Below are 20,174 nucleotides of genomic sequence, written 5' to 3'. Positions count from 1 at the left end.
ACTTCGGGGCGACGTGGGCAGTCACGATGGACGACGACGCCGGCGACGACGCCGAAGAGCGGCTCAAACGACAGCGGAACGATCTCCGGCTACTGAATCAGGTGATGCGTCACGACATCCGCAACGACCTCCAGCTGATCGGCGCGTACGCGGAGCTCCTCGAGGAGCACGTCGACGAGGAGGGGGAGGCGTATCTCGACATCATCAGAGAGAACACGCAGAGCGCGGTCGACCTGACCGCGACGGTGCGGGACCTCGCGGAGGTCATGCTCAGGGACGAGGTGGAGACCGGTCGCGTCCCCCTCGACCGGATCCTCTCTCAACAGGTCGAGGAGGTCCGTTCGGCGTACTCGACGGCGGTGTTCACCGTCGAGGGGTCGTTCCCGAGCGTGGAGGTCGTCGCCGACGAGATGTTGAGTTCCGTCTTCCGGAACCTCCTGCGGAACGCGGTCCAACACAACGACGAGACGCCGCCGAAGGTCGAGGTCTCCGCGGCCGTCGTCGGCGACGGCGACGGCGGCAACGGTGACGAGCACGTGGAGGTGCGCGTCGCCGACAACGGGCCGGGGATCCCCGAGGGCCAGCGCGAGGAGATATTCGGGAAAGGCGAGAAGGGTCTCGACAGTCCGGGCGCGGGGATCGGCCTCTACCTCGTCCGGTCGCTCGTCGAGAGCTACGGCGGGGACGTCTGGGTCGAGGACAACGAGCCGAAGGGGGCAGTCTTCGTCGTCGAACTCCGCCTTGCGGCGTGATCGGCGCGGGTCCGTCGATCGCCGGTCGCGTCGGTCGCGTCGGTCACTCCTCCCCGTACTCCATCGCGACGGAGTTGATACAGAACCGCTTGCCGGTCGGCTCCGGCCCGTCGTCGAAGACGTGCCCGAGGTGGGAGTCGCACGAGGCACAGCGGACCTCGGTGCGGCGCATCCCGTGGCTGGTGTCGAGCGTCGTCGTCACGGAGTCCTCCTCGGCGGCGTAGAAGGCCGGCCAGCCGCAGCCGGACTCGTACTTCGTCTCGGCGTCGAAGAGGACCTCGCCGCAGGCCGCACAGCGGTACTCGCCGTCCTCGGGGAGGTGGTCGACGTACTCGCCCGAGAAGCGCGCCTCGGTGCCGCTCTCGCGAAGCACGCGGTACTCCTCCTCGGAGAGTCGTTCGCGCCACTCCTCGTCGGTCAGATCGGCGGGATCGTCCGCGTCGGTCGACGCCGCGTCGGTGTCGCTCATGAGCGGGGGTAGGGTCCCCGTCGGTAAGGCGGTTGTGGCGGAGGCGTTGCGGATCTCGAAACGTTCCGTCCGTCGGCGATCCACGGGGATGGACACCCTCTCGCCTCCGTGACCCGAGGGATTCAAGATACTGCCGAACGCCTACTCCGACGATGCGTCAGGACCACCTCATCACCGCGACCCAGCTCTCGCGGGATGACATCGAGGCGGTGCTCGATCGGGCCCGCGAGGTCGCCGCCGACCCCGAAGCGTACGCGGGCCGACACGCGGGGACGATGCTCGCGCTCTGTTTCTTCGAGCCGAGCACGCGCACGCGGATGAGCTTCGACTCCGCCGCCCAGCGGCTCGGGATCGACACGATAGACATGGGCGACGTCGACTCCTCGTCGGTCTCGAAGGGCGAGTCGCTCGCGGACACCGTCCGCGTCATCGAGGGGTACGCCGACTCGATCGTGTTGCGACACCCGAGCGAGGGCGCGGCGACGCTCGCCGCGGAGTTCGTCGACGTCCCCGTGATCAACGCCGGCGACGGCGCGGGCCAACACCCCTCCCAGACCCTGCTCGACCTCCACACGATCCGGGAGAACCACGGGCTCGACGACCTCACCGTCGGGATCATGGGCGACCTGAAGTACGGGCGGACGGTCCACTCGCTCGCGACCGCGCTGACCAACTTCGACGCCCGCCAGCACTTCATCAGCCCGGAGTCGCTGCGGCTGCCCCGATCCGTCCGGTTCGACCTCCACGAGACGGGCGCGCAGGTGCGCGAACACGACGACCTGGAGGCGGTCCTCCCCGAGCTCGACGTGCTGTACGTCACCCGCATCCAGAAGGAGCGGTTCCCCGACGAGAACGAGTACCACCGCGTCGCCGGCGAGTACCGGATCGACGCCGACACGCTCGACGCCGCCCCCGACGACCTCACCGTCATGCATCCGCTCCCCCGCGTCGACGAGATCGCCCCCGACGTCGACGACACCGAGCACGCCCGCTACTTCGAACAGGCGCACAACGGGATCCCGGTCCGGATGGCGCTTCTCGATACCTTACTGGAGAACGCCGAGGCGGACGAGGGGATGGAGGTGGACCGATGAGCGACCACGAGCTTCGCGTCTCGAAGATCCGCGACGGCACCGTGATCGACCACGTCGAGGGCGGGCAGGCGCTCAACGTCCTCGCGATCCTCGGCATCGACGGCTCCGAGGGGCTCGGCGTCTCCGTCGGGATGAACGTCCCCTCCGACCGGCTCGGCCGGAAGGACCTCGTCAAGGTCGAGGGACGGGAGCTCTCCCAGTCGGAGGTCGACGTCCTGTCGCTCATCGCGCCCGAGGCGACGATCAACATCATCCGCGAGTTCGAGGTCGTAGAGAAGAACCGCGTGACTCGGCCCGACCGCGTCGTCGGCGTCCTCTCGTGTCCCAACCGGAACTGTATCACCAACGCCGACGAGCCGGTCGACACCCGGTTCGAGGTCGTCGCCGACGGCGTCCGCTGTGACTACTGCTCGACGGTGCTGCGGTCCGACATCGCCGACCACATCGACGTCTAGCTCACGGGCCGTCCCGGTCGTCGGCTCTCCTTGCCCCCGTACGGTCGTCGGGTTCCCCCATCCGAGCGCCCGAACGTCGATAGTTTTTAGCGACCGCCGGTCGATGGTACGCGCATGGGAACGAAAGCGAAACTCGTCGTCGTACTGTCGCTCGTGGTCCTCGCGTACGTCCTCCTCTCCGGCGATAAACAGCCGGTCGAGGTGGAGTAGGGGACCACAGGAAAGAACAGCCGCGGACGCGCGACCGCTCGGGCGCAAGCCCGCCGTTTTTACCCGTCACCCGCGTAGCGACTCGCATGTACGGGGTCGTCACGCGGAACGCCGACGAGGTCGAGATGGAGCCGTTCGACCTCGGGTTCTACGAGGTCAAGGACGTCACCGGGCGGGCGGCCGCGCCCCTCCCGAACGCCGTGAACATGGTGTCGTGTTTCGGGGACAACGCGGCCGCGAGCGAGAATCCGGAGCTCGTCCCGGTCGACGACCGCGGCGAGCCCGCGACCCGCGACCGCGAGTACTTCGACTGGGCGTACGTCTGCCCGACCCACCCGGAGTACCGCGAGGGCCTCCTCGAGATAATCGAGGACTGCGCCGCCGAGAGCGACGACGTGCGCCTCGACGACGTGGGGTTCCCGCGGGAAGGGTTCTGTCGCTGTGACCGCTGTGAGCGGCTGTTCGCCGAGAGCGACCGCGAGGAGTGGGCCGACTGGCGCGCCGACGTCATCACGGGGTTCGTCGCCGAGGCGGCGGACCGGATCCCCGGCCGGACGCTGCTCACCCTCTACCCCGACCCGTATCCCGGCCACCTCCGCGCCCGCTCCGGGCTCGACCTCGACGCCCTGACGGCACACGTCGACGAGTTCGTCGTCCCGCTGTACGACACCGAGTACGCGACCACCTACTGGCTGGAGTCGATCCTCCGCGGGTTCCGCTCGCGGCTCGGCGGCGACTACGACCTCCACGGCGCGCCGCCGGAGACGCCCGTCTCGGCCGAGCTCTACGCCGTGAACGTCGGCGTCGACGAGCTGATCCACGCCGCCGAGGTGGCGGAGACGTACGCGAAGGACGTGTTCTTCGGCTACGACGCAAACAACGCGGCCGCCGCGCTCCGCCGGAAGGACGCCGACGGCCGCGATGGGAAGGTCCACCGCCCGGAGTAGATCGCGATCAGTCCTCCCGCCGCGGGAGCAACGACTCGAGCCGGTCCGCGAGGTCCGTCCTGTGGACCGTCTCGGTCGCGACGTCCGTGCCGCCGGTTCCAAGCTCCTTGAAGCCCGTTCCGGTCGGGACGAGCACGACCGACTCCTCGGCGGAGATCTCGCCCCGCTCCGCGAGGCGCGAGACGCCCGCCAGCGTCGTCGCGGACGCCGGTTCGACGTAGAAGCCGCCCTCGACGGCGAACCGGCGCTGCGCGGCGCGTATCTCGTCGTCGGTGACCGACACGACCGCGCCGTCCGTGTCGCGGACCGCGGCGAGCGCGCGAGCCCCGCTCGGCGGGTCCGGATTGCCGATCGAGCGGGCGATCGTCTCGCCGGTCTCCTCCGGCGACAGGGGCGTCGGGTCCGTCGACCCGTCCTCGAAGGCCCGCGTTATCGGGTCGGAAGCGGCGGTCTGAACGAGACACAGGCGCGGCGGCTCGTCGATCAGCCCCGCGCGCTCGAGTTCGCGGATCCCCAGCCAGACGCCCGAGGCGAAGCCGCCCGAACTCGCCGGCAGCGCGATCACGTCGGGCGTCTCGGGGGCGAACGACTCGCAGATCTCGAACAGCGCCGTCTTGTACCCGCTGACCCGGGTCGGAGCGTCGCTCACGAGGACGGTGATCGGGAGCCGGTCCGACAGGTCGAGCGCGTCCTCGTACAGCGCGCCGTACTCCCCGCCGACCCGCACGATGATCGGCTCGTACTGGGCGATGAGCTCCAGCCGCACCGGCGGGATGTCCTCGGGAACGAAGACGACACACTCCCGGTCGAGGCTCGCCGCGTGGGCGGCGGTGCTTATCGCCATGTTCCCGTACGAGACCGTGCCGACGACGTCGTCGCCGGTGGCGATCGCGTGGGGAACCGCCACGGCGCTCCCGCGGTCCTTGTACGCGCCCGTGGGGGTTTCTCCCTCGTCCTTGACGTAGACCCGACCGCCGGCGACGTCGTCGAGTCCGGGGGTTCTGACGAGCGGCGTGCCCCCCGCGGCCCGTGCGATACCGTTCGGGCGGTCGATCGGCAACAGCGACTCGTACCGCCACATCCCGGGTCGGTCACGGCGGTCGTCCCACGCGAACGCCGCCGTCTCCGGCTCGATCCAGAGCGGCTCCCCGCAGTCACACCGGACGCGGAACTCGTCGTCGTACCGGCTTCCACAGCGGTAACAGCTCGAGTGGACGGCCATGGAGTCCGTGGGATCGCCGACGAGGTATGCGTTTCCGTTATCCCGTGACGGGAGCCAGGGGGGCCCCGTCGCGCCGTTCGGACACGCGGCGAGGGCTCGGCGGCGTGAGCGAGGGTTTATCCGTGGCGGCGGACGAGACCCGCGTGACCGGCCGCCGGTGTGTGACACCGCTGGTCGTCTCGCGTTCGCGTGAGGCGGTCACCTTTCAACGTCCGCACCGTAGCGGCGGTCGCCCTACAGCCGTTAGCCGACGGCTCGTCGAGGGTGGCCCGTCACTCGTCCGGTCGCGGTCGCCTCACCGATCGACCTCCCCCATGATCGTGTCCAGGCTCCCGAGCGAGGCGATCAGGTCCGGGATCGCCTCGCCGTCGGCCATCTCGGGGAGCGCCTGGAGGTTCGAGAAGGAGGGACCGCGGATCTTGAAGCGGGCGGGCTCGTCGGTGCCGTCCGCGCGGATGTAGATGCCGAGTTCGCCCTTGGCGGCCTCGACCGCGCGGTAGATCTCGGTGTCGTCGTCGGGCCGGAGCGTCCGCGGGACGTTGGCCTGGATGTTGCGCTCCTCCTCGGGCCAGTCCTCGAGGAGGTCGACGCACTGCTCGATGATCTTCGCGGATTCCTCGACCTCGCGCATCCGGACCAACAGCCGCGAGTAGTTGTCACAGCCGTCCTCGGTCACCACGTCCCAGTCGAGCTCGTCGTAGTATCCGTATGGATCGTCGCGACGCAGGTCGTAGTCGACCCCCGAACCCCGGAGCACCGGTCCCGTACAGCCGTAGTCCTTCGCGACCTCCGGCGGGAGGACTCCGGTGTCGATCGTCCGCAGCTGGAGGATCTCGTTGCGGGTGAGCAGGTCGTGGTACTCCTCCAGTCGCCGCGGGAGGCCGTCGAGGAACTCGCGGATCTCCGAGAGGAACTCGCCGCGGGGTTGGGGGAGGTCCCAGACGACGCCGCCGAGCCGGAAGTAGTTGAACATCAGCCGCTGGCCCGTCAGGTCCTCGAGTATCTCCTGGACGCGCTCGCGCTCCTGGATGGCGTACATGAACGTCGCGGTGAAGTCGCCGATCACGTCGAGCGCGTACGCCCCCATCGCCAGCATGTGTGAGAGGATCCGGCTGAACTCCGCGCTCATCGTCCGGATCACCTGCGCGTACTCGGGGACGTCGACGTCCGCGAGGTCCTCTGCCGCCCGCGCGTACGCCCACTCGTTGAGCAGGCCGCCGCCGCCCCAGTCCCAGCGGTCGGGGTACGGCATGATCTGGTGGCGGTAGGTCCCCGACTGGGCCATCTGCTCTTCACAGCGGTGGATGTAGCCGATGTCCGGCTCCACGCCGACCACGTCCTCCCCGTCGAGCGTGACCTGGAGGTGGAGGACGCCGTGGGTCGCCGGGTGGTGCGGCCCGACGTTGAGGAGCATCGTGTCGCTCCCGGTCGCCGTCGACGATCCGGGTTCGACGGGCTCGTTCTCCGAGAGCGTGACGATCTGCGGGCGGTCCTCGTCGTAGTCCATCGACAGCGGGTGGCCCTGCCACGTCTCGGGCAACAGGATCCGCCGGAGGTCGGGATGGTCGTCGTACTCGATCCCGATCAGGTCGTACGCCTCCCGCTCGTGCCAGTCCGCCGTGCGGAAGACCGCCTCGCCCGACTCCGAGACCGGCCGATCCTTGTCCGCGGGGACGACGACGCTCGCCTCCCGCGTCGGGTCGTCGAAGGAACGCAGGTGGTAGATCGTCTCGTAGCGGTTCGCGTACTCCTGGGCAGTCACGCAGGCGAGGTGGTCGTAGCCGGCCTCCGCTTTCAGCGTCGCGAGCGCCTCCTGGACGGCGTCCGGCCGGATCCGGGCGGCGGGGGCGTTCAAGTGCGTCTCGCGTGCCGTGATCAGCTCCCGGATCGGCGAGAAGGGGTCCGTCTCCGCGTCGGCTCGCCCGCGTTCGATCGGCGCGTCGGTCGACATGTTCGAAGGAACGCGACCGGAGGCCCCGACGCTTCTGCCGGATTGGGACGGGTTTTTATAAGTGAGCCGTCGTCACTGGCCGACGTGAAGTACCTCCGGGTCGAACTCCGGTACCCGCCGGACCTCATCCATCCGATACATCGGCTCATCGACGAGTCGGACGCGGTCGATCGGGACGTGCTCCTCCACGGGACGGTCCTCGACGAACCCGACGACACCTTCCTGTTCTACGTGGAGGGCGACATCGACGTGTACACCGACGCGCTCCGATCCGTCGACCGGATCCGGGAGTTCGAGGTCACGCGGATCGACGAGAGCGGCCACTACGTCTTTCTCACGCAGCGACGCGACGCGGTCGACGAGGCGACCTTCGACCCGTTCCAGCGGACCGGCGTCGTCGTCGTCCCGCCGATAGACTTCCGGCCGAACGGGGTCGCGCGCCTGACCGTCATCGGGAACGGCGGACCGTTGCGCGACGCGCTCGCGGGGCTCCCGGAGCGGATCGAGACCACCGTGCTCCGGATCGGCGAGTACGACTGGCGACAGGACCTCTTCGATCCGGGGCTGACCGACCGGCAGTTCGACGCGCTGGCGGCCGCAGTCGAGAGCGGGTACTACGAGTCCCCGCGGGAGGCGACCGTGGAGGAGGTGGCAGAGCGGATCGACGCCTCCGCCAGCACCGCCTCGGAACACCTCCGGAAGGCGGAGTCCGCCGTGATGGCCGCGTTCATGGATCTGCGCGAGGTGCCGTGAGGGTTCGACCGACGGGACCCGTCGGTGCGGCGCGTCAGTGGACGGGACGACGCGGTCAGTGGACCGTGCGGTCGTCGCTCGTGTCGATCTCCTCGATCGGGTCGGCGTTCCCGAACTCGGGCGTCGGTCCGTCGCCCGGGGCCGCCCACTCGACCGCGTTCCGGAGCACCTGCCGAACGTCGTCGTCGTGGTAGATCGGGTACGTCTCGTGGCCCGGCCGGAAGTAGAACACCCGACCGTTCCCGCGCCGGTAACAGCAGCCGGAGCGGAACACCTCGCCGCCGGCGAACCAGGACGTGAACACGAGCGAATCGGGCTGCGGGATGTCGAACCGCTCGCCGTACATCTCCGTCTCCTCGAGTTCGACGTACTCGCCGATCCCGTCGGCGATCGGGTGACCGGGCTCGACCGTCCACAGCCGCTCCGTCTCGGCCGCCTCGCGCCACTTGAGCGAGCAGCTCGTGCCCATCAGTCGCTTGAAGATCTTCGAGTGGTGCGCCGAATGGAGCACGAGGAGTCCCATCCCGTCGAGGACGCGCTCGTGAACGCGGTCGACGACCTCGTCGCGGACCTCGTCGTGGGCGGCGTGGCCCCACCACGTGAGCACGTCGGTGTCGTCGAGGACCGTCTCCGTGAGCCCGTGGTCCGGGCCCTCGTCCAGGGTGGCGGTCCGGACCTCGTGGCCGGCCGCCTCGAACACTTCGGCGAGAACCGCGTGGATCCCGTCGGGGTAGACCTCCGCGACGTCGTCGCTCTCGCGCTCGTGACGGAACTCGTTCCAGACCGTGACGCGTGCCATGGAGGAGTTCCCGTCGCGACCGACTTGTAGGCTCGTATCTCGAGACGGTCGTTCGTTCGACGGACCCGTCGATCCGACGGGTCGCGACGTCCGCCTCGACGAGTCGATGGTCCGTCGGCGTGCGTCGCGGTTACCCCGACGAGCGGTCCCGCCCGACCCGCGAAGCCTCGAACGGCGGACGCGAACTTCATACAACGATACATTTTATCATTCGAAGTTCCAAATATTACCATGCGAAGCGAGTATCGAGAAAAGCTTTATCAGATATTCTTAGCCTCTGACTGCGACGTCGACAGCTGGGCGGACGCACTCACGATGGCCGTCGCGGAGATCCTTCGCGACACCGACGACCACGGGCGGATCACCGAGATCGAAGGTTGGACGCGGAGCTACTTCGTGGAGAAAGGACGGCAGTCAGACCTGGTTGCGCCTCGACGGATTCCAGATACCGATCTGTACCTTGAAACCAACTTCTCCGCGAACGACTGCGTTCGGAAGATCGAGCAGGTAATGGAGAAGTACGGATATGACAGGTCTGAACTGGAAATCTTCACCGAAGAAGTTTGAGCAGCGATCTCTGACTTCGATCTTGTCTCATATTAGTTTATCCACAAATTCGACTTGTTCGTCGACATTGCCGAATTCTGTTATGTCGTATTATGTTTCCAGTAAGAATATATTTCTAGATAATTTCTCTATCGTTGTGCCAACACTACGCCGGTATGTGCCAAATTCAGACAAGAATGGATACTATATACAGGCAAACGTGGGAGCAGGTGCGCCAATTACGCTTCAAGTTTCTGACTTAGCTGCTCGCATCTTCAAGGATAATGGATATGGTGATGCTGATACGGTACCGACAAAACTTGTTTGGGCAATGTATGATGTCAATTTAGTTTCGACAAGCAATTCTACAGAAACAAAAGGTATGAGCGCCAATGTTTACAAGGCATTTAATCACAACGGCGTACCGGCCCGTCTAAGTGAACAGACTCGTAGGGAGTTGGTTCAGTACCTGACTGATTACCGGGGACCTCAACGGAGGCGCGTCCGTCGGCTGCGGACTGAACTTGAAACGACGAAATCCAGTGGGAACGGAAAGAAAATCACCGATGAGGGAACAACTACTGACGAAAGGAAAACCTATGATGTAGACACTTCTGACCTAGGATATGGATTTATTGACAGTTTGCGCGCCATTTGGAGACACGCACTCGCTCGAATCAGGGATTAGGCCGTTTCATCGACGATCATAGAATTGAAGGTGGCGTTACTACCCTGTGAGTTCGTTCATTTTCATTAGACTTTCTCCGGATCGAAGTTCATCACGAGCCGCTCTTTCGCGTCCTTCGCCGACCCGCGCTTTCCGCTGTTGATGAACCGCTTCTCGTCGCGGTCGAGCACGTACACGTCCTCGAAGCACTCTGGCAGGTCCTCGTACGAGCAGATCCAGTCGCCCTCCAACCCCGCGAACCCGTCGTACTTCCCGCCCCACTGCGTATACCGGAGGTAGAAGAACTGGCCGGCACGCTCGATCGGGTCGCTCGGCCGGTAGCCGTGGAAGAACTTGTGCGCCCACTCGTCGTGGAGCTCGCGCGAGTACGGCGTCCGGTCGAGCCACTCGATCAGCTCCTCGGAGCGATCGCGGAGGACCTCGAAGAACTGGACCAGATCGCCGTCGCGGTCGTTGTACACCTCGACGTCGCTCGTGTCCGGGTCCTTGTTCGCGAGGACGCCGGCCGCGCCCCCGAACACTTCCACGAAGCAGACATGTTCGGGAACCTGCTCGAGGATCCACGACGCGAAGCGGCTCTTCCCGCCCGGGTAGGGAAAGACGGCGTCGGGCATCATCGACCCCCGGCGAGCCGTCTCCCGACCACGCCGACGACGCGTTCGACCCAGCTCGGGACCATGTCGTCGGGAACGCTGTCACCCTCACAGAAGACGTCGCCGACCTCCAGCGAGCCGTCGACGAATCGCGCGTCGAGCTGCCAGTCGTACTGGTTCGCCGCCTCGATCTCGATGCGGAGCGTGAAGTTCGCGTCGACGCTGACCTCCGCGAGCACGTAATTAGGCCCTCGGTGGCGGCCGCTCCCCTCCGCGGCGAGGTCGATATCGAACTCCTTCGTCCGAGCGCTGCTGCCGTGTGTCGGTTGCTTCGAAGCCATACCGAGCGCTGGTCGTCGGTGCCGGTTTAGCCTGACCCGCGGGGTTCCGATCGGTTCCGAACGGGTGAGAAGTACGAGCCGTCACCGAGTTATCCGAGTTCCGGACGGTGTTCCGGATGGTGTTTCGATCGATAGCACGAAAACACTAAACCAGGTAGTTTGAGAACACCTCTGTCAGTGATGGTGCTGGAGCCCAGCGAATTCTTCGGGAACCACGCGGAGGAATTTGACGAGGCAAATAGACTCGACGAACTCCCCGACGCTTTCCGAAGCCTGCTGGAGGCCTTCGAAGCAGAACTCAACGGCGGAGCGATCCTCGACGCCGGCTGCGGCCCCGGACGAGATACCGAATACTTCCACACGAACGGCTACGATCCGATCGGCATCGACATCTCAAGGCCGATGATCGAGCGTGCCCGTCGAACTCGCCCGGGTATCTACCAACAGATGGACATTCGCCACCTTGCGTTCGATACAGACCGTTTCGACGGCGTCTGGTGCCCGGCCTCGATCTACTTTCTTCCCCCTGTCGAGATGGAGGCCGCCCTTCGTGAGTTTCGGCGTGTACTCACGCAGGGAGGTGTTCTCCACGTCGGTTTCAAACTCGGTGACGGAGAAGACACCCAAGACCGATGGGACGACTCGGTCACCGAGTATCATCTCGACGAAGATACGGCAGAGACCTATGTCGAATCGAATAGCTTCACGATCATAGAGACACGAACTCATTCCCTCCCTGACCGAACGTTTAAAAGCGTCCTCTGCCGTTCCGAATGTACCACCGCAGCCGAGTGATACTATCGGCGTATCCTACGTTGCGGAATATCTCTTCTGTATTCAGCAGACCGTTCGTTCACTAGAGCCGCCTCATCGGCTCTGTTGAAATCCTCAATAGATGAGACATTCTGTCCCGGCTGTGGTCAATACAGGGTAAGCATATCGTTATCAACACATCCGGACCGTTATTGTTGGTCCCTAACATTTCATCTGTGGGTGTACTCAGTCGGATGTCCGATCGAACTCAACACGGGAAGTATTCGGTCTCTGTCGGTCTTGATCGTAATCTCGGGGCTGAACTCAAAGTCGCTCCGGGAGACGGTGATAACGATGTGGCTGTCGTCGAACACACGTTACCACCGGAGAAACTCGCTGCTCCGTTACACCGGCACAACAACGAAGATGAGATCTCATACATCCTTCAAGGGCGAATGGGTGTCCAAGAAGAAGACGAAGTGTCGATAGTCGAAGCTGGTGAGGCAGCTGTGAAAGAGCGCGGTGTTTGGCACACGTTTTGGAATCCGGGCCCTGAACAGCTCCGATTTCTGGAGATCATTACCCCAGGAGAGTTCGCTTGGTACTTCGCAGAAACAGATACAATTCTTCCCGAAAGCGGCGAACCAGACGGAGAAGCCGTTGAACAACTGGCAGAACTACACGCTCGATATGACTTCGAGTTAGATCCTGAAAGCGTTCCGCAACTTTTGGAACGGCACGGATTGGATACCGGCCGCAGCGAGTAATTCTAGATCGCTCTCGACACCCATCCTTGCGAAGGCAATCAATACGCACGCTTCGTCTATCGGATGTTTCAGACGAGAATATATGAGAGATAGGCTCTGTTGAAATCTTTAGCAGGTAATACGTTTTGAACGGGCTCCGGTCAGTACACTCCCGCCATCGATCAGGAATCGGGGTTCGACGGTCGTCTGATTCAGCTCTTCTCACCTCCAGAAATGGGTGTTTCACCAGAGCCGTCAGTCCCATTGGATGAACTATGATCTGCGAGATATGAACGAGTAGTATGGTTTTACAGTACACAAACGGAGATCTCAACCATGAGCCTTCCAGCACGCCGTGTCTTCCTCGGCGGCCTCGTGGCTGTGTTGGCTGGCGGAAGCGGCTGTATTTTGAATGCCTCGGAGTCAGTGCCGTTCACTCCCGACCAATTACGGTTGCGAAATGCCAGTGAAACACGACGGAGATTCGATATTCGAATCACTCGTTCAGAACGAGAGTTGTTTTCGGAGACGTACAACGTTGCTCCGCCGGAATCCGATGCCGTGCCGCCGTGGAACAGTCACACGATCTCCGCACCCGTCGGTACACAGCGAGCTACCGCTGTCTCAGTGACGGTCGACGACGGCGAAACACACCACATCAGATACACCGAGTCTGACCCGCCGGAGTCACAGTGCCTACAACTGACCGTCCGAATCGAGGAGGGTGGTCAGTACCTCCGGTTCGAGACCCCGTGTGCTGAGACGTAAGTCCTGCCCACGGTTCGCCGTTTTCAGTGGAGATACGGGACACACGCTTTACATCTCGCACGGCCGGCGAAACATCTTCTCGGATTGGTGGAACCCTCGGTGAGTAGCATGTAGTCTTCGGCGAACTGCTGTTTCCGACGAGAATATGTCCGACGAATAGGATTTCAACAGAGCCGAGATTTAGAGCTGTTCGGGGCGCGATTCCGGTTCGTCAACGCCGACGAGAGAGTACCGCTTCGTCCCCCTGTCCCACTCGACCTCGATCAGATTGTAGTGCTCCAGTTTCGGCAGGTGATTCTCCCGGAGATACCGCAACGTCACGGGGTCGTCGTGGCGCTCCTCGTACCGAGCGTAGAGGTCCTTCTGAATGAGCCCGCCCTCCGCCTCGACGAGAACCTCGTGGAGCGCACGCTGGTGTGTGTTCAGCTTCGAGATCGTCTTCTGTCGCACTTCGTGCTCGGCGTTACGGACCGCGTCCTCGACGAGGCGTTCAGGGATCGCGGCGAGCCCTTCTTGGCTCGCCATCCGCACGGCGACTCGGAGCGCCGTGATCGCCTGGCGCGCGTCTCCTTCGGAGAGGCGCGCGATCCGCGCGAGCACGTCATCGCTGACGGCCCCCGGACCGAGCCCATCCCGAGCTCGTCGAGAGAGGATCTCCGTGATCGTGTCCGTGCCGTAGGTGTCGAACCGGACGCGGTAGGCGACGCTGATCCGCGAGGTGATCCGGTCGTCGAGGTCGGCGAAGAGGTCGATCTCCCGGTTCGCGATGCCGATCCACGAGAGCCCGTGTATCTCGTGGAGATCGTAGAGCACCTCGGTGCCGCGGAGCTGGTCGGCCTCGTCGAGGATGACGACGCCCGGCCCGTGGAGGTTGCTCTCGATCAGGTCGATAAGCCGGCTGGTCGACGAGGATCGGGGGAGCGTTGCGCCGACCAGTCCGCGTGCGATCTGGTCGAGGATCCTGTTTCTGGTGTGATCTCGCCAGCAATTCACGTAGGCGTAGGGAACCTCGAGGACTTCACGCCGAAGTTCGCGGACGGCCGCCTTCGCGACGGTCGTTTTCCCGACGCCGGAGGGCCCGAACAGGAAGACGTTCTCGGCGCGAAAACCCTCCTCAATCGGTGCGAGGGCGTCCGTCACCTCGTTCATGTGTCGATTCCGGCCGACGATCGGGTCGGGCAGGTGATCGTCTCTGAACACCTCCCCATCACGGAGCATGTCTGACCCCGAGACGGCGATGGGACATAAGCGGAACCCCCAGTGTTCCGATCGGTTCCGGATGGGTTCCAACTTCCCCGAATCCTTTTGTGTATCACCGCTGTATCACAGACTATGAGTATCGACACGGACTCCGGTGACGATCGGATGGAGAAGATCAACGTTCGAGTTCCCGAGAAGCTCCTCACCCAGATCGAAGAGGAGTGGGAGCACCGCGGGTATTCGAGCAAATCCGAGGCCATCCGTGACGCGCTGCGAAACTGGGTGAACCCTCCGGCAACGCTTTCGGAGGAAACGCTCGAGGACTTGGAGAAGAGCCGCGAACAGGCCGAGCGCGGTGAGACTTACGATGCGGACGAAGTGCGGGAACGTCTCGGACTCGACGGCGACGAATGACGGAGGTCGAGTACACCGAGCAGGCGGTCGAGCATCTCGAAGGACTCGATCCACAGGTCGCCGACCGCGTGATGAACAAGGTCGACGAAGCGACCGAGTGGACGGATCACCGACTCGAGCCGCTCACGAACTATCCGTACTACAAGCTTCGCGCCGGCGATTACCGTGCGATCATCACGTGGGACCGATCGAAGGACCTCCTCCGTGTCGAAGCGGTGGGTCACCGTCGGAACGTCTACGATCGTCATCTTCCACCCTGATAGAGAGTCGACTTGTCACACCACTCGGTTTCACAAGGTCGGCTGAAAGAGACACGATAGCGAAAACATGCCGGGTTATGGAGGGCAGTACGTCGTCGGCGAAACGTATCGTAGCTCCTCGGATCCAGAAAAAGACGAATTTCAGTCGTGGCTGAATGGACCGATCGACAACGGAATCCGGAACAGTGGCGGCATCCGCGCGATCGTGAATTCGACGACCGGAGAGCGTGAATTCCTCGTCTTCGTCTCCAGTCAAGAGCGAGGGGGCCCGCAGAACCCGTGGGAGGACGTGATCAATCGCGAGGAAGGAATCGTCCGCTACTGGGGAGATGCGAAAGCCCGGCACAACCCCAACCCGGAGAACGCAAACGGGAACAGGTGGGTGAAGACCGACTACTGCGAGACCTACGCACAGGACGATCGTGAAGACGCTCCGCCGATTCTCCTCTTCGAGAAACCACGCTCGGGGGAAATCACTTTCCAGGGCGTCTGTATTCTGACGGAGATCAGCATCGAGCGCTACAAGGACGGCGACGACACCGTCGTGAACTACCTCTTCGATCTCGCGATCCTCGATGCCGACACCGTCGACCTCGAATGGATCCATCGTAAGTCACGGACCGGTATCGACGTCGGTGGTCCCGGTGCGTGGGACGAATGGGTGGACAGTGGACGCGTTCAGAGATACTCGATCTACAAAGATCGGATCCGTTCAAAGGACGCACAGCTCCCCGATTCCGACTATCAGCCCCTCCTCGACGACATCCGAAGCCGACTCGACGACCCGAAGAAGGGCGAAAAGATGGAATATCTCGTTCAGTACCTCCTCGAGACCCTTCCGAACTTCAGCCAGGTAAAACAGACACCGACGAGTGGCGATCGTGGCGTGGATCTCGAGGGGCAGATCGACCTCCTCCCAGATGCGCCGCTCGGTTCGACCGACACCGGGATCGAGTTCAAAGCGCAGGTTAAGAACAAGGGATCGAGCGTCTCGGGCAAGGAACTGAGCCGACTCGCCTCGCGTGTCGAAGACGGGGAGACCGGACTATTCTTCACGACGTCACACTACACGAAACAGGCCCAAGAGGAGAACCTCTCCGCGTACCCGAACCGGCTGTTCTCCGGTGGAGATCTCGTGAAACTCCTCGCTCAGACCGAACTCGTAGACGATCGTCGACTCACTGATCGCGTCGTCACAGATATTGAGAAGGCCGTCGGACTAGAGAGATAACAAGGATGACGCAGACAACTGAGTTACTCCGAGAGATTACGAACGACTTCGCGAGTGTAATTCCCGAGATCGACAAGAAGGCGACGCACGACCGTTGGGATCCAGGTATCGGACCCTTCGAGGAGGAGAGACAGCTCGAAATGATATTGGATACACTCGCTACCAGAGGCAACGTTCCTGACAACATTGAGCGCGAAGTGAGCTATCCGGAAAGCGGGCGTAGATGCGACCTCGTGGTCCACGATGGAGATCTTGAGGTCCCGACCGAAGCGAAGCTCCTCCGGTTCCGGCTTGATAATGGGAACATCGATCCCAACATGTACAAGAGCGTCTTTAGTCCGTTCCCGGAGCGAAGTTCCTCGTCACTACTCACGGATGCTCAAAAGCTCATAGAATCCGAATTCTCGTCCCCATACGGGTTGCTCGGTATCTACTACGAGGAAGAAAACGAGGAGTATGAGCAACTACGAGCGGATCGGATTGCTGAGAAGTTCAAAATAGACGTCGAGTACTGGTTCGACGTCGACATCGAAACAGTCGCCGTAGAACAGTTCGATGGTCTCCGCCACCCACATCACCAGAAGGGCGCCGTAATCAGCTGGATCGTCCAGGATGCTCACACGTAAGCTCACGAGGTCAATAAACTCAGCACGTGTATGTAGGAAAATATATAATCATCATACCACAGATAAAGAACGTGACTGTTGAAATTCAGACAGAAGAGGATACAACTTGGTGGTGCCTGAAAGCGGGACGAGGTGGTGTTTTGGAAGATGACTGGTTGGATCGCAATATAGTCACCACCGGATGGGGAGATAGTGCGGGAGACTTTCGAAGTGTAGATCCTGAGACATTCCGAGATAGTGATCCGTCACATAACAACCAACTTTCAAAATTTATTGGTCATCACAGTGATGGGATGGAAGAAAATGATATCGTGATAGCATACGCTCCCGGAAAAGGCCATCTCACTGGGGTTGGGAAAGTAGGAGATATTCGCTACGATGAAGATCAGACGTTCCGGTACCTTAGTGAGCAAGAAGCGGAGGAAGCGAAAGTAGCTGATCACTACTACTGGAGACCAGTATCTTGGTTCGACTGGGGGACGCCTGTGTCTGTTACTGACCTTTCGAAGCGGTACCAGGTCAATGGTTCCGATCAGATCCCTACCCCGATGACACTGAATCAGTATGGGAGTTTGGCAACTGATCGAGATCGAATAGAGACACTTGTCAAGGAGATCTCTGAAACAGAGACTGTTGATATCTCCGGAGATGCTTTCGGGCCAGAACGAGAATCACAAATACAAGAGTGGGTGGCAAACAACATTCGAACCCTCGGATTGTACAATCCGGAGCGAGAGGTTCGAACCGAGGCAGGTCGTGTTGATATTCTAGCTGAGTCTGAGAACGGTGAAACAGTAATCGAGATCAAATACGGCCGAGCGGGCGACCGAGCACTCGGTCAGCTTCTAGGATACGTTGGTGTAAAATCAGCTGATCAGTCACAATCAGTTGATGGAATTCTTATTGCCGAGAGCTTCACTTCCAGAATTAAACATGCTGTATCTGCGTTGGATCATATATCACTCTATGAATTAGACGTTTCTACCACGCTTCACCAAGTGTAGTTAGTTAGACGAGTCTTCACTTGGTATACAATATAGAGGACAGCTACACGCGCTCGCGAGTACCGAGTACGTAACCCAACAAAACAATCAGGGCCGTCCCGAGATACGTTTCAAGTAACACGGCTGCCCGTGTGATAGAACCCGCATCTCTTGGCGGATGGGGCGGTGCCGTCACAAACGTAACAACTGAGTAGTATAGTGGTCCGCCTTCCCAACCTTCAGCCGGAACCGGGCCGAGTGCGAATAGGGCAGTTGTAACAAACAGGATTACCGCCGACCACAGGAGGACGTAGAGTGGTCGGGTGCCATATCCCGTGAGGTACCGAGAGAGTGTGCCGCCGACCGATGTGAAGAATTGTGTACGGAGTTCGGGGTCGGGCCAAGGTGGTAATAACCACACACGCAAGTCGTTGAGGGTCCGCAGATTTCGAACACTCAAAATCGATTGCTGCTTAAACCGCTCCCACGCTTCAGCGGTACGTGCCTGCTGTTCAAGCGCCCACGCCCGTCGTGCCCGCTGGCTGAGTCCCTCTCTACTAAGTGCTTGCTTGAATTCGTGATAACCCTGGGCCAACTCATCATACTCGTCTGGGCTCGACAAATTAAGACACATTCTACCGACTGTCGTCCCCTGATTCACACTCGTGTCGGCTAAGCTGACACCGCGTAAATCTGTTCGTGACAGGTTGGCGTTCTGAAGATCGGCACCGTCGAGAGCAGTACGGTGAAGGGTGGCATGTCTGAGGTCAGCCTCTATGAGGTTAGAGATCATAACATCGGCACTTTCGAGGTTCGCATAGGTGAGATTGGCTCCCTCAAGATTCGCGTCAGTGAGATCAGCATCTTGGAGGTTTGCGTTGGCAAGATCGGCATTTTCGAGGTTCGCGTTGGCAAGATCGGCTCCGGTAAGGTTGGCATCGGTGAGCTTGGCACCCTCGAGACTCACGTCGGTGAGGTCGGCTCCTGAGAGGTTTGCAGAGGTGAAAACCGTATCCTCAAGGCTCGCACCAGTGAGATCGACGTATCTGAGGTTAGCATCAAAGAATTCGACATGTCGAAAGTTCCTGCCGCTAAGATCTGTTCTGGATAGGTTCACTCTAGGAAATTTGGCAGCTTGTAAGTTCGTGTCGGTGAGGTTAGCTCCAGAAAGGATCGCACCTGAGAGGTCGGCCTCTCCGAGGTTCGCGTCGGTGAGGTTTGTATCTCCGAGGTTCGCGTCGGTGAAATTGACACTTCCGAGGTTCGCGTCGGTGAGACCGGCCCCAGAGAGAACTGCGTCGGTGAGATCGGCCCCAGAGAGAACTGCGTCAGACAGATCTGCCCCTTCGAGGTTCGCGTCGGTGAGGTCCGCCCGTTTGAGGTCCGCGTGAGAGAGATTGGCCTCTTCGAGGTTCGCGGCAATGAGGTTAGATCTGGAGAGAGTCGCATCGGTGAGGTTAGCATTGTTGAAGTCCACCTCAGGTTCAATTTCTTCTGGGCCTATATCCGGCTCGTTGGGAATTTCATATTCAGAACTGGGCATACCGATATTTTTGTCGGCTTTTTACTAATTCTACCGCCGGTGATGCGCCTGTACGAAAAATCAGGGTGGACGACTTCTTATACAAGTCGTCACCAGACCCCCTGAATCCGCCCCGATCACGCCGGGGCCCTCGTCGGTTCTGCCGTACTAAGTGCTACCTTCTTTGAGAAGGTGGTATGCGATTAGAGTCCACCGGGAAGCCGGACCAGTACAAATGCTGGCTCACCGACGACGAACTCGAGGAACTCCGCCGCGCTTCGGGGAGCATCCGCGACGACCTGGTGATCCAACTCGGCGGGTTCGTCGGGCTCCGCGCTTTCGAGATCCCACAGGTCGCACCGAAACACGTCAAACGCACCCCGGACGGCGACCACTTCCGGCTCCGCGTTCCAGAGGGGAAGGACACGACCGGGAACGGCGGGAAGCCTCGCGACGCCTATCTGCCTCGCGACGTCGAGGGCGACATCCACCGGTACGTCACTTCCGAAGACGTCGGTCGCCACGAGCCGATCGTGGACCTCTCCGAGAGTGGCGTCCGGGCGGTGGTGAAACGCACGGCCGAGCGCGCGGCCGAGAACACGGGCGACGAGGACTTCCTCCACGTGTCGAGCCACGATCTCCGTCGCCGGTTCGCTCAGCGCCTCCTCGTCGATAAACAGGTGAACCCGCGCGTCGTCATGACCGTCGGCGGGTGGGACTCCTTTCAGGCGATCGAGCCGTACCTCAACGCCCCGACACCTGAAGTCGTGAATGAGGCCTTCGAGGAAGCAGGATTCGCATAGACTCAAAAATTTGGTTCTGGTGAAATCCTCAATCAGCAACATATCCCG

At 61.7% G+C, this 20,174-nt stretch carries 24 protein-coding genes; 16 read left to right on the top strand and 8 right to left on the bottom strand.

Annotated features, from left to right (window positions below; translation table 11 throughout):
- The first annotated feature begins 26 nt into the window (after positions 1-26).
- Positions 27-752: a sensor histidine kinase gene (locus AXA68_RS08755; RefSeq protein ID WP_066415458.1), complete on the top strand. Its 726-nt coding sequence runs from the start codon at positions 27-29 to the stop codon at positions 750-752.
- Between the two features lie 43 nt (positions 753-795).
- Here the strand turns inward: AXA68_RS08755 and msrB are convergent, their stop codons facing one another.
- Positions 796-1,221: a peptide-methionine (R)-S-oxide reductase MsrB gene (gene msrB, locus AXA68_RS08750; protein ID WP_066415455.1), complete on the bottom strand. Its 426-nt coding sequence runs from the start codon at positions 1,219-1,221 to the stop codon at positions 796-798.
- Between the two features lie 152 nt (positions 1,222-1,373).
- On the opposite strand from msrB, the gene pyrB reads away from it, so the two are divergent.
- The 3 genes from pyrB (at position 1,374) to AXA68_RS08735 (ending at position 3,927) form a co-directional block, all read left to right on the top strand.
- The gene (gene pyrB / locus AXA68_RS08745; RefSeq protein WP_066415449.1) at positions 1,374-2,315 is read left to right on the top strand and encodes an aspartate carbamoyltransferase; all 942 of its coding nucleotides are present in this window, start codon (positions 1,374-1,376) and stop codon (positions 2,313-2,315) included.
- Entirely contained in the window at positions 2,312-2,770 is a 459-nt protein-coding gene (gene pyrI, locus AXA68_RS08740) for an aspartate carbamoyltransferase regulatory subunit (RefSeq protein ID WP_066415447.1), read from the top strand. The genes pyrB and pyrI overlap by 4 nt, the downstream gene beginning before the upstream one ends.
- Positions 2,771-3,066: 296 nt before the next feature.
- Complete coding sequence (locus AXA68_RS08735; RefSeq protein WP_066415445.1) at positions 3,067-3,927, top strand: hypothetical protein; 861 nt, start codon at positions 3,067-3,069, stop codon at positions 3,925-3,927.
- A 7-nt stretch (positions 3,928-3,934) separates the two neighbouring features.
- Here the strand turns inward: AXA68_RS08735 and AXA68_RS08730 are convergent, their stop codons facing one another.
- Both AXA68_RS08730 and AXA68_RS08725 read right to left on the bottom strand, forming a co-directional pair.
- Positions 3,935-5,149, bottom strand: coding sequence for a threonine synthase (locus AXA68_RS08730; RefSeq protein WP_198530042.1), 1,215 nt, complete (start codon positions 5,147-5,149; stop codon positions 3,935-3,937).
- A gap of 295 nt (positions 5,150-5,444) precedes the next feature.
- The gene (locus AXA68_RS08725) at positions 5,445-7,100 is read right to left on the bottom strand and encodes an NADH-quinone oxidoreductase subunit D (protein ID WP_066415443.1); all 1,656 of its coding nucleotides are present in this window, start codon (positions 7,098-7,100) and stop codon (positions 5,445-5,447) included.
- Between the two features lie 84 nt (positions 7,101-7,184).
- Between AXA68_RS08725 and AXA68_RS08720 the strand changes: the two genes are divergently transcribed.
- Complete coding sequence (locus AXA68_RS08720) at positions 7,185-7,853, top strand: helix-turn-helix domain-containing protein (RefSeq protein WP_066415441.1); 669 nt, start codon at positions 7,185-7,187, stop codon at positions 7,851-7,853.
- Between the two features lie 55 nt (positions 7,854-7,908).
- Here AXA68_RS08720 and AXA68_RS08715 read toward each other — a convergent pair whose 3' ends face one another.
- Entirely contained in the window at positions 7,909-8,652 is a 744-nt protein-coding gene (locus tag AXA68_RS08715) for a ThuA domain-containing protein (protein WP_066415438.1), read from the bottom strand.
- A 231-nt stretch (positions 8,653-8,883) separates the two neighbouring features.
- Between AXA68_RS08715 and AXA68_RS08710 the strand changes: the two genes are divergently transcribed.
- Together AXA68_RS08710 and AXA68_RS16765 are read left to right on the top strand one after the other, a co-directional pair.
- Positions 8,884-9,219 carry a hypothetical protein gene (locus AXA68_RS08710; protein ID WP_198530041.1) on the top strand — a complete coding sequence of 112 codons (336 nt, stop codon included), beginning with the start codon at positions 8,884-8,886 and terminating at the stop codon, positions 9,217-9,219.
- A gap of 157 nt (positions 9,220-9,376) precedes the next feature.
- Entirely contained in the window at positions 9,377-9,886 is a 510-nt protein-coding gene (locus AXA68_RS16765; RefSeq protein ID WP_157884819.1) for a hypothetical protein, read from the top strand.
- A gap of 65 nt (positions 9,887-9,951) precedes the next feature.
- On the opposite strand, the gene AXA68_RS08705 is transcribed toward AXA68_RS16765, so the two are convergent.
- Both AXA68_RS08705 and AXA68_RS08700 read right to left on the bottom strand, forming a co-directional pair.
- Positions 9,952-10,500 (bottom strand): DNA adenine methylase, encoded by a 549-nt coding sequence (locus AXA68_RS08705; RefSeq protein WP_066415436.1) that lies wholly within the window; start codon positions 10,498-10,500, stop codon positions 9,952-9,954.
- Positions 10,500-10,820 (bottom strand): hypothetical protein, encoded by a 321-nt coding sequence (locus AXA68_RS08700; RefSeq protein ID WP_066415434.1) that lies wholly within the window; start codon positions 10,818-10,820, stop codon positions 10,500-10,502. The genes AXA68_RS08705 and AXA68_RS08700 overlap by 1 nt, the downstream gene beginning before the upstream one ends.
- Positions 10,821-11,000: 180 nt before the next feature.
- Between AXA68_RS08700 and AXA68_RS08695 the strand changes: the two genes are divergently transcribed.
- The 3 genes from AXA68_RS08695 to AXA68_RS16760 all read left to right on the top strand — a co-directional run bounded on the left by AXA68_RS08695 (position 11,001) and on the right by AXA68_RS16760 (position 13,087).
- Positions 11,001-11,615 (top strand): class I SAM-dependent methyltransferase, encoded by a 615-nt coding sequence (locus tag AXA68_RS08695; protein WP_066415432.1) that lies wholly within the window; start codon positions 11,001-11,003, stop codon positions 11,613-11,615.
- A 212-nt stretch (positions 11,616-11,827) separates the two neighbouring features.
- Entirely contained in the window at positions 11,828-12,340 is a 513-nt protein-coding gene (locus AXA68_RS16085) for a cupin domain-containing protein (RefSeq protein ID WP_080505212.1), read from the top strand.
- 315 nt (positions 12,341-12,655) lie between these two features.
- Positions 12,656-13,087: a hypothetical protein gene (locus tag AXA68_RS16760; protein WP_157884818.1), complete on the top strand. Its 432-nt coding sequence runs from the start codon at positions 12,656-12,658 to the stop codon at positions 13,085-13,087.
- Positions 13,088-13,267: 180 nt separating this feature from the next.
- Here AXA68_RS16760 and AXA68_RS08690 read toward each other — a convergent pair whose 3' ends face one another.
- Positions 13,268-14,305: a Cdc6/Cdc18 family protein gene (locus tag AXA68_RS08690; RefSeq protein WP_080505211.1), complete on the bottom strand. Its 1,038-nt coding sequence runs from the start codon at positions 14,303-14,305 to the stop codon at positions 13,268-13,270.
- A 114-nt stretch (positions 14,306-14,419) separates the two neighbouring features.
- Between AXA68_RS08690 and AXA68_RS08685 the strand changes: the two genes are divergently transcribed.
- The 5 genes from AXA68_RS08685 to AXA68_RS16080 all read left to right on the top strand — a co-directional run bounded on the left by AXA68_RS08685 (position 14,420) and on the right by AXA68_RS16080 (position 17,822).
- The gene (locus AXA68_RS08685; protein WP_066415430.1) at positions 14,420-14,701 is read left to right on the top strand and encodes a ribbon-helix-helix domain-containing protein; all 282 of its coding nucleotides are present in this window, start codon (positions 14,420-14,422) and stop codon (positions 14,699-14,701) included.
- A complete protein-coding gene (locus AXA68_RS08680) occupies positions 14,698-14,961 on the top strand; it encodes a type II toxin-antitoxin system RelE family toxin (protein WP_066415428.1) in 264 nt (87 codons plus the stop codon). The genes AXA68_RS08685 and AXA68_RS08680 overlap by 4 nt, the downstream gene beginning before the upstream one ends.
- Before the next feature lie 67 nt (positions 14,962-15,028).
- A complete protein-coding gene (locus AXA68_RS08675) occupies positions 15,029-16,192 on the top strand; it encodes a restriction endonuclease (RefSeq protein ID WP_066415426.1) in 1,164 nt (387 codons plus the stop codon).
- Between the two features lie 5 nt (positions 16,193-16,197).
- Entirely contained in the window at positions 16,198-16,818 is a 621-nt protein-coding gene (locus AXA68_RS08670) for a transcriptional regulator (RefSeq protein WP_066415423.1), read from the top strand.
- A 71-nt stretch (positions 16,819-16,889) separates the two neighbouring features.
- Positions 16,890-17,822: an endonuclease NucS domain-containing protein gene (locus tag AXA68_RS16080; protein WP_157884817.1), complete on the top strand. Its 933-nt coding sequence runs from the start codon at positions 16,890-16,892 to the stop codon at positions 17,820-17,822.
- Between the two features lie 43 nt (positions 17,823-17,865).
- On the opposite strand, the gene AXA68_RS16075 is transcribed toward AXA68_RS16080, so the two are convergent.
- Positions 17,866-19,344, bottom strand: coding sequence for a pentapeptide repeat-containing protein (locus AXA68_RS16075; RefSeq protein WP_080505209.1), 1,479 nt, complete (start codon positions 19,342-19,344; stop codon positions 17,866-17,868).
- Between the two features lie 176 nt (positions 19,345-19,520).
- On the opposite strand from AXA68_RS16075, the gene AXA68_RS08655 reads away from it, so the two are divergent.
- Complete coding sequence (locus AXA68_RS08655; protein WP_066415414.1) at positions 19,521-20,126, top strand: site-specific integrase; 606 nt, start codon at positions 19,521-19,523, stop codon at positions 20,124-20,126.
- Positions 20,127-20,174 lie beyond the last annotated feature (48 nt).

This window comes from Halorubrum aethiopicum (assembly GCF_001542905.1).
GTDB lineage: Archaea > Halobacteriota > Halobacteria > Halobacteriales > Haloferacaceae > Halorubrum > Halorubrum aethiopicum.
The sequence above is the reverse complement of the archived record's forward strand: the minus strand, read 5'-3'. Positions and strand labels throughout refer to the sequence as shown.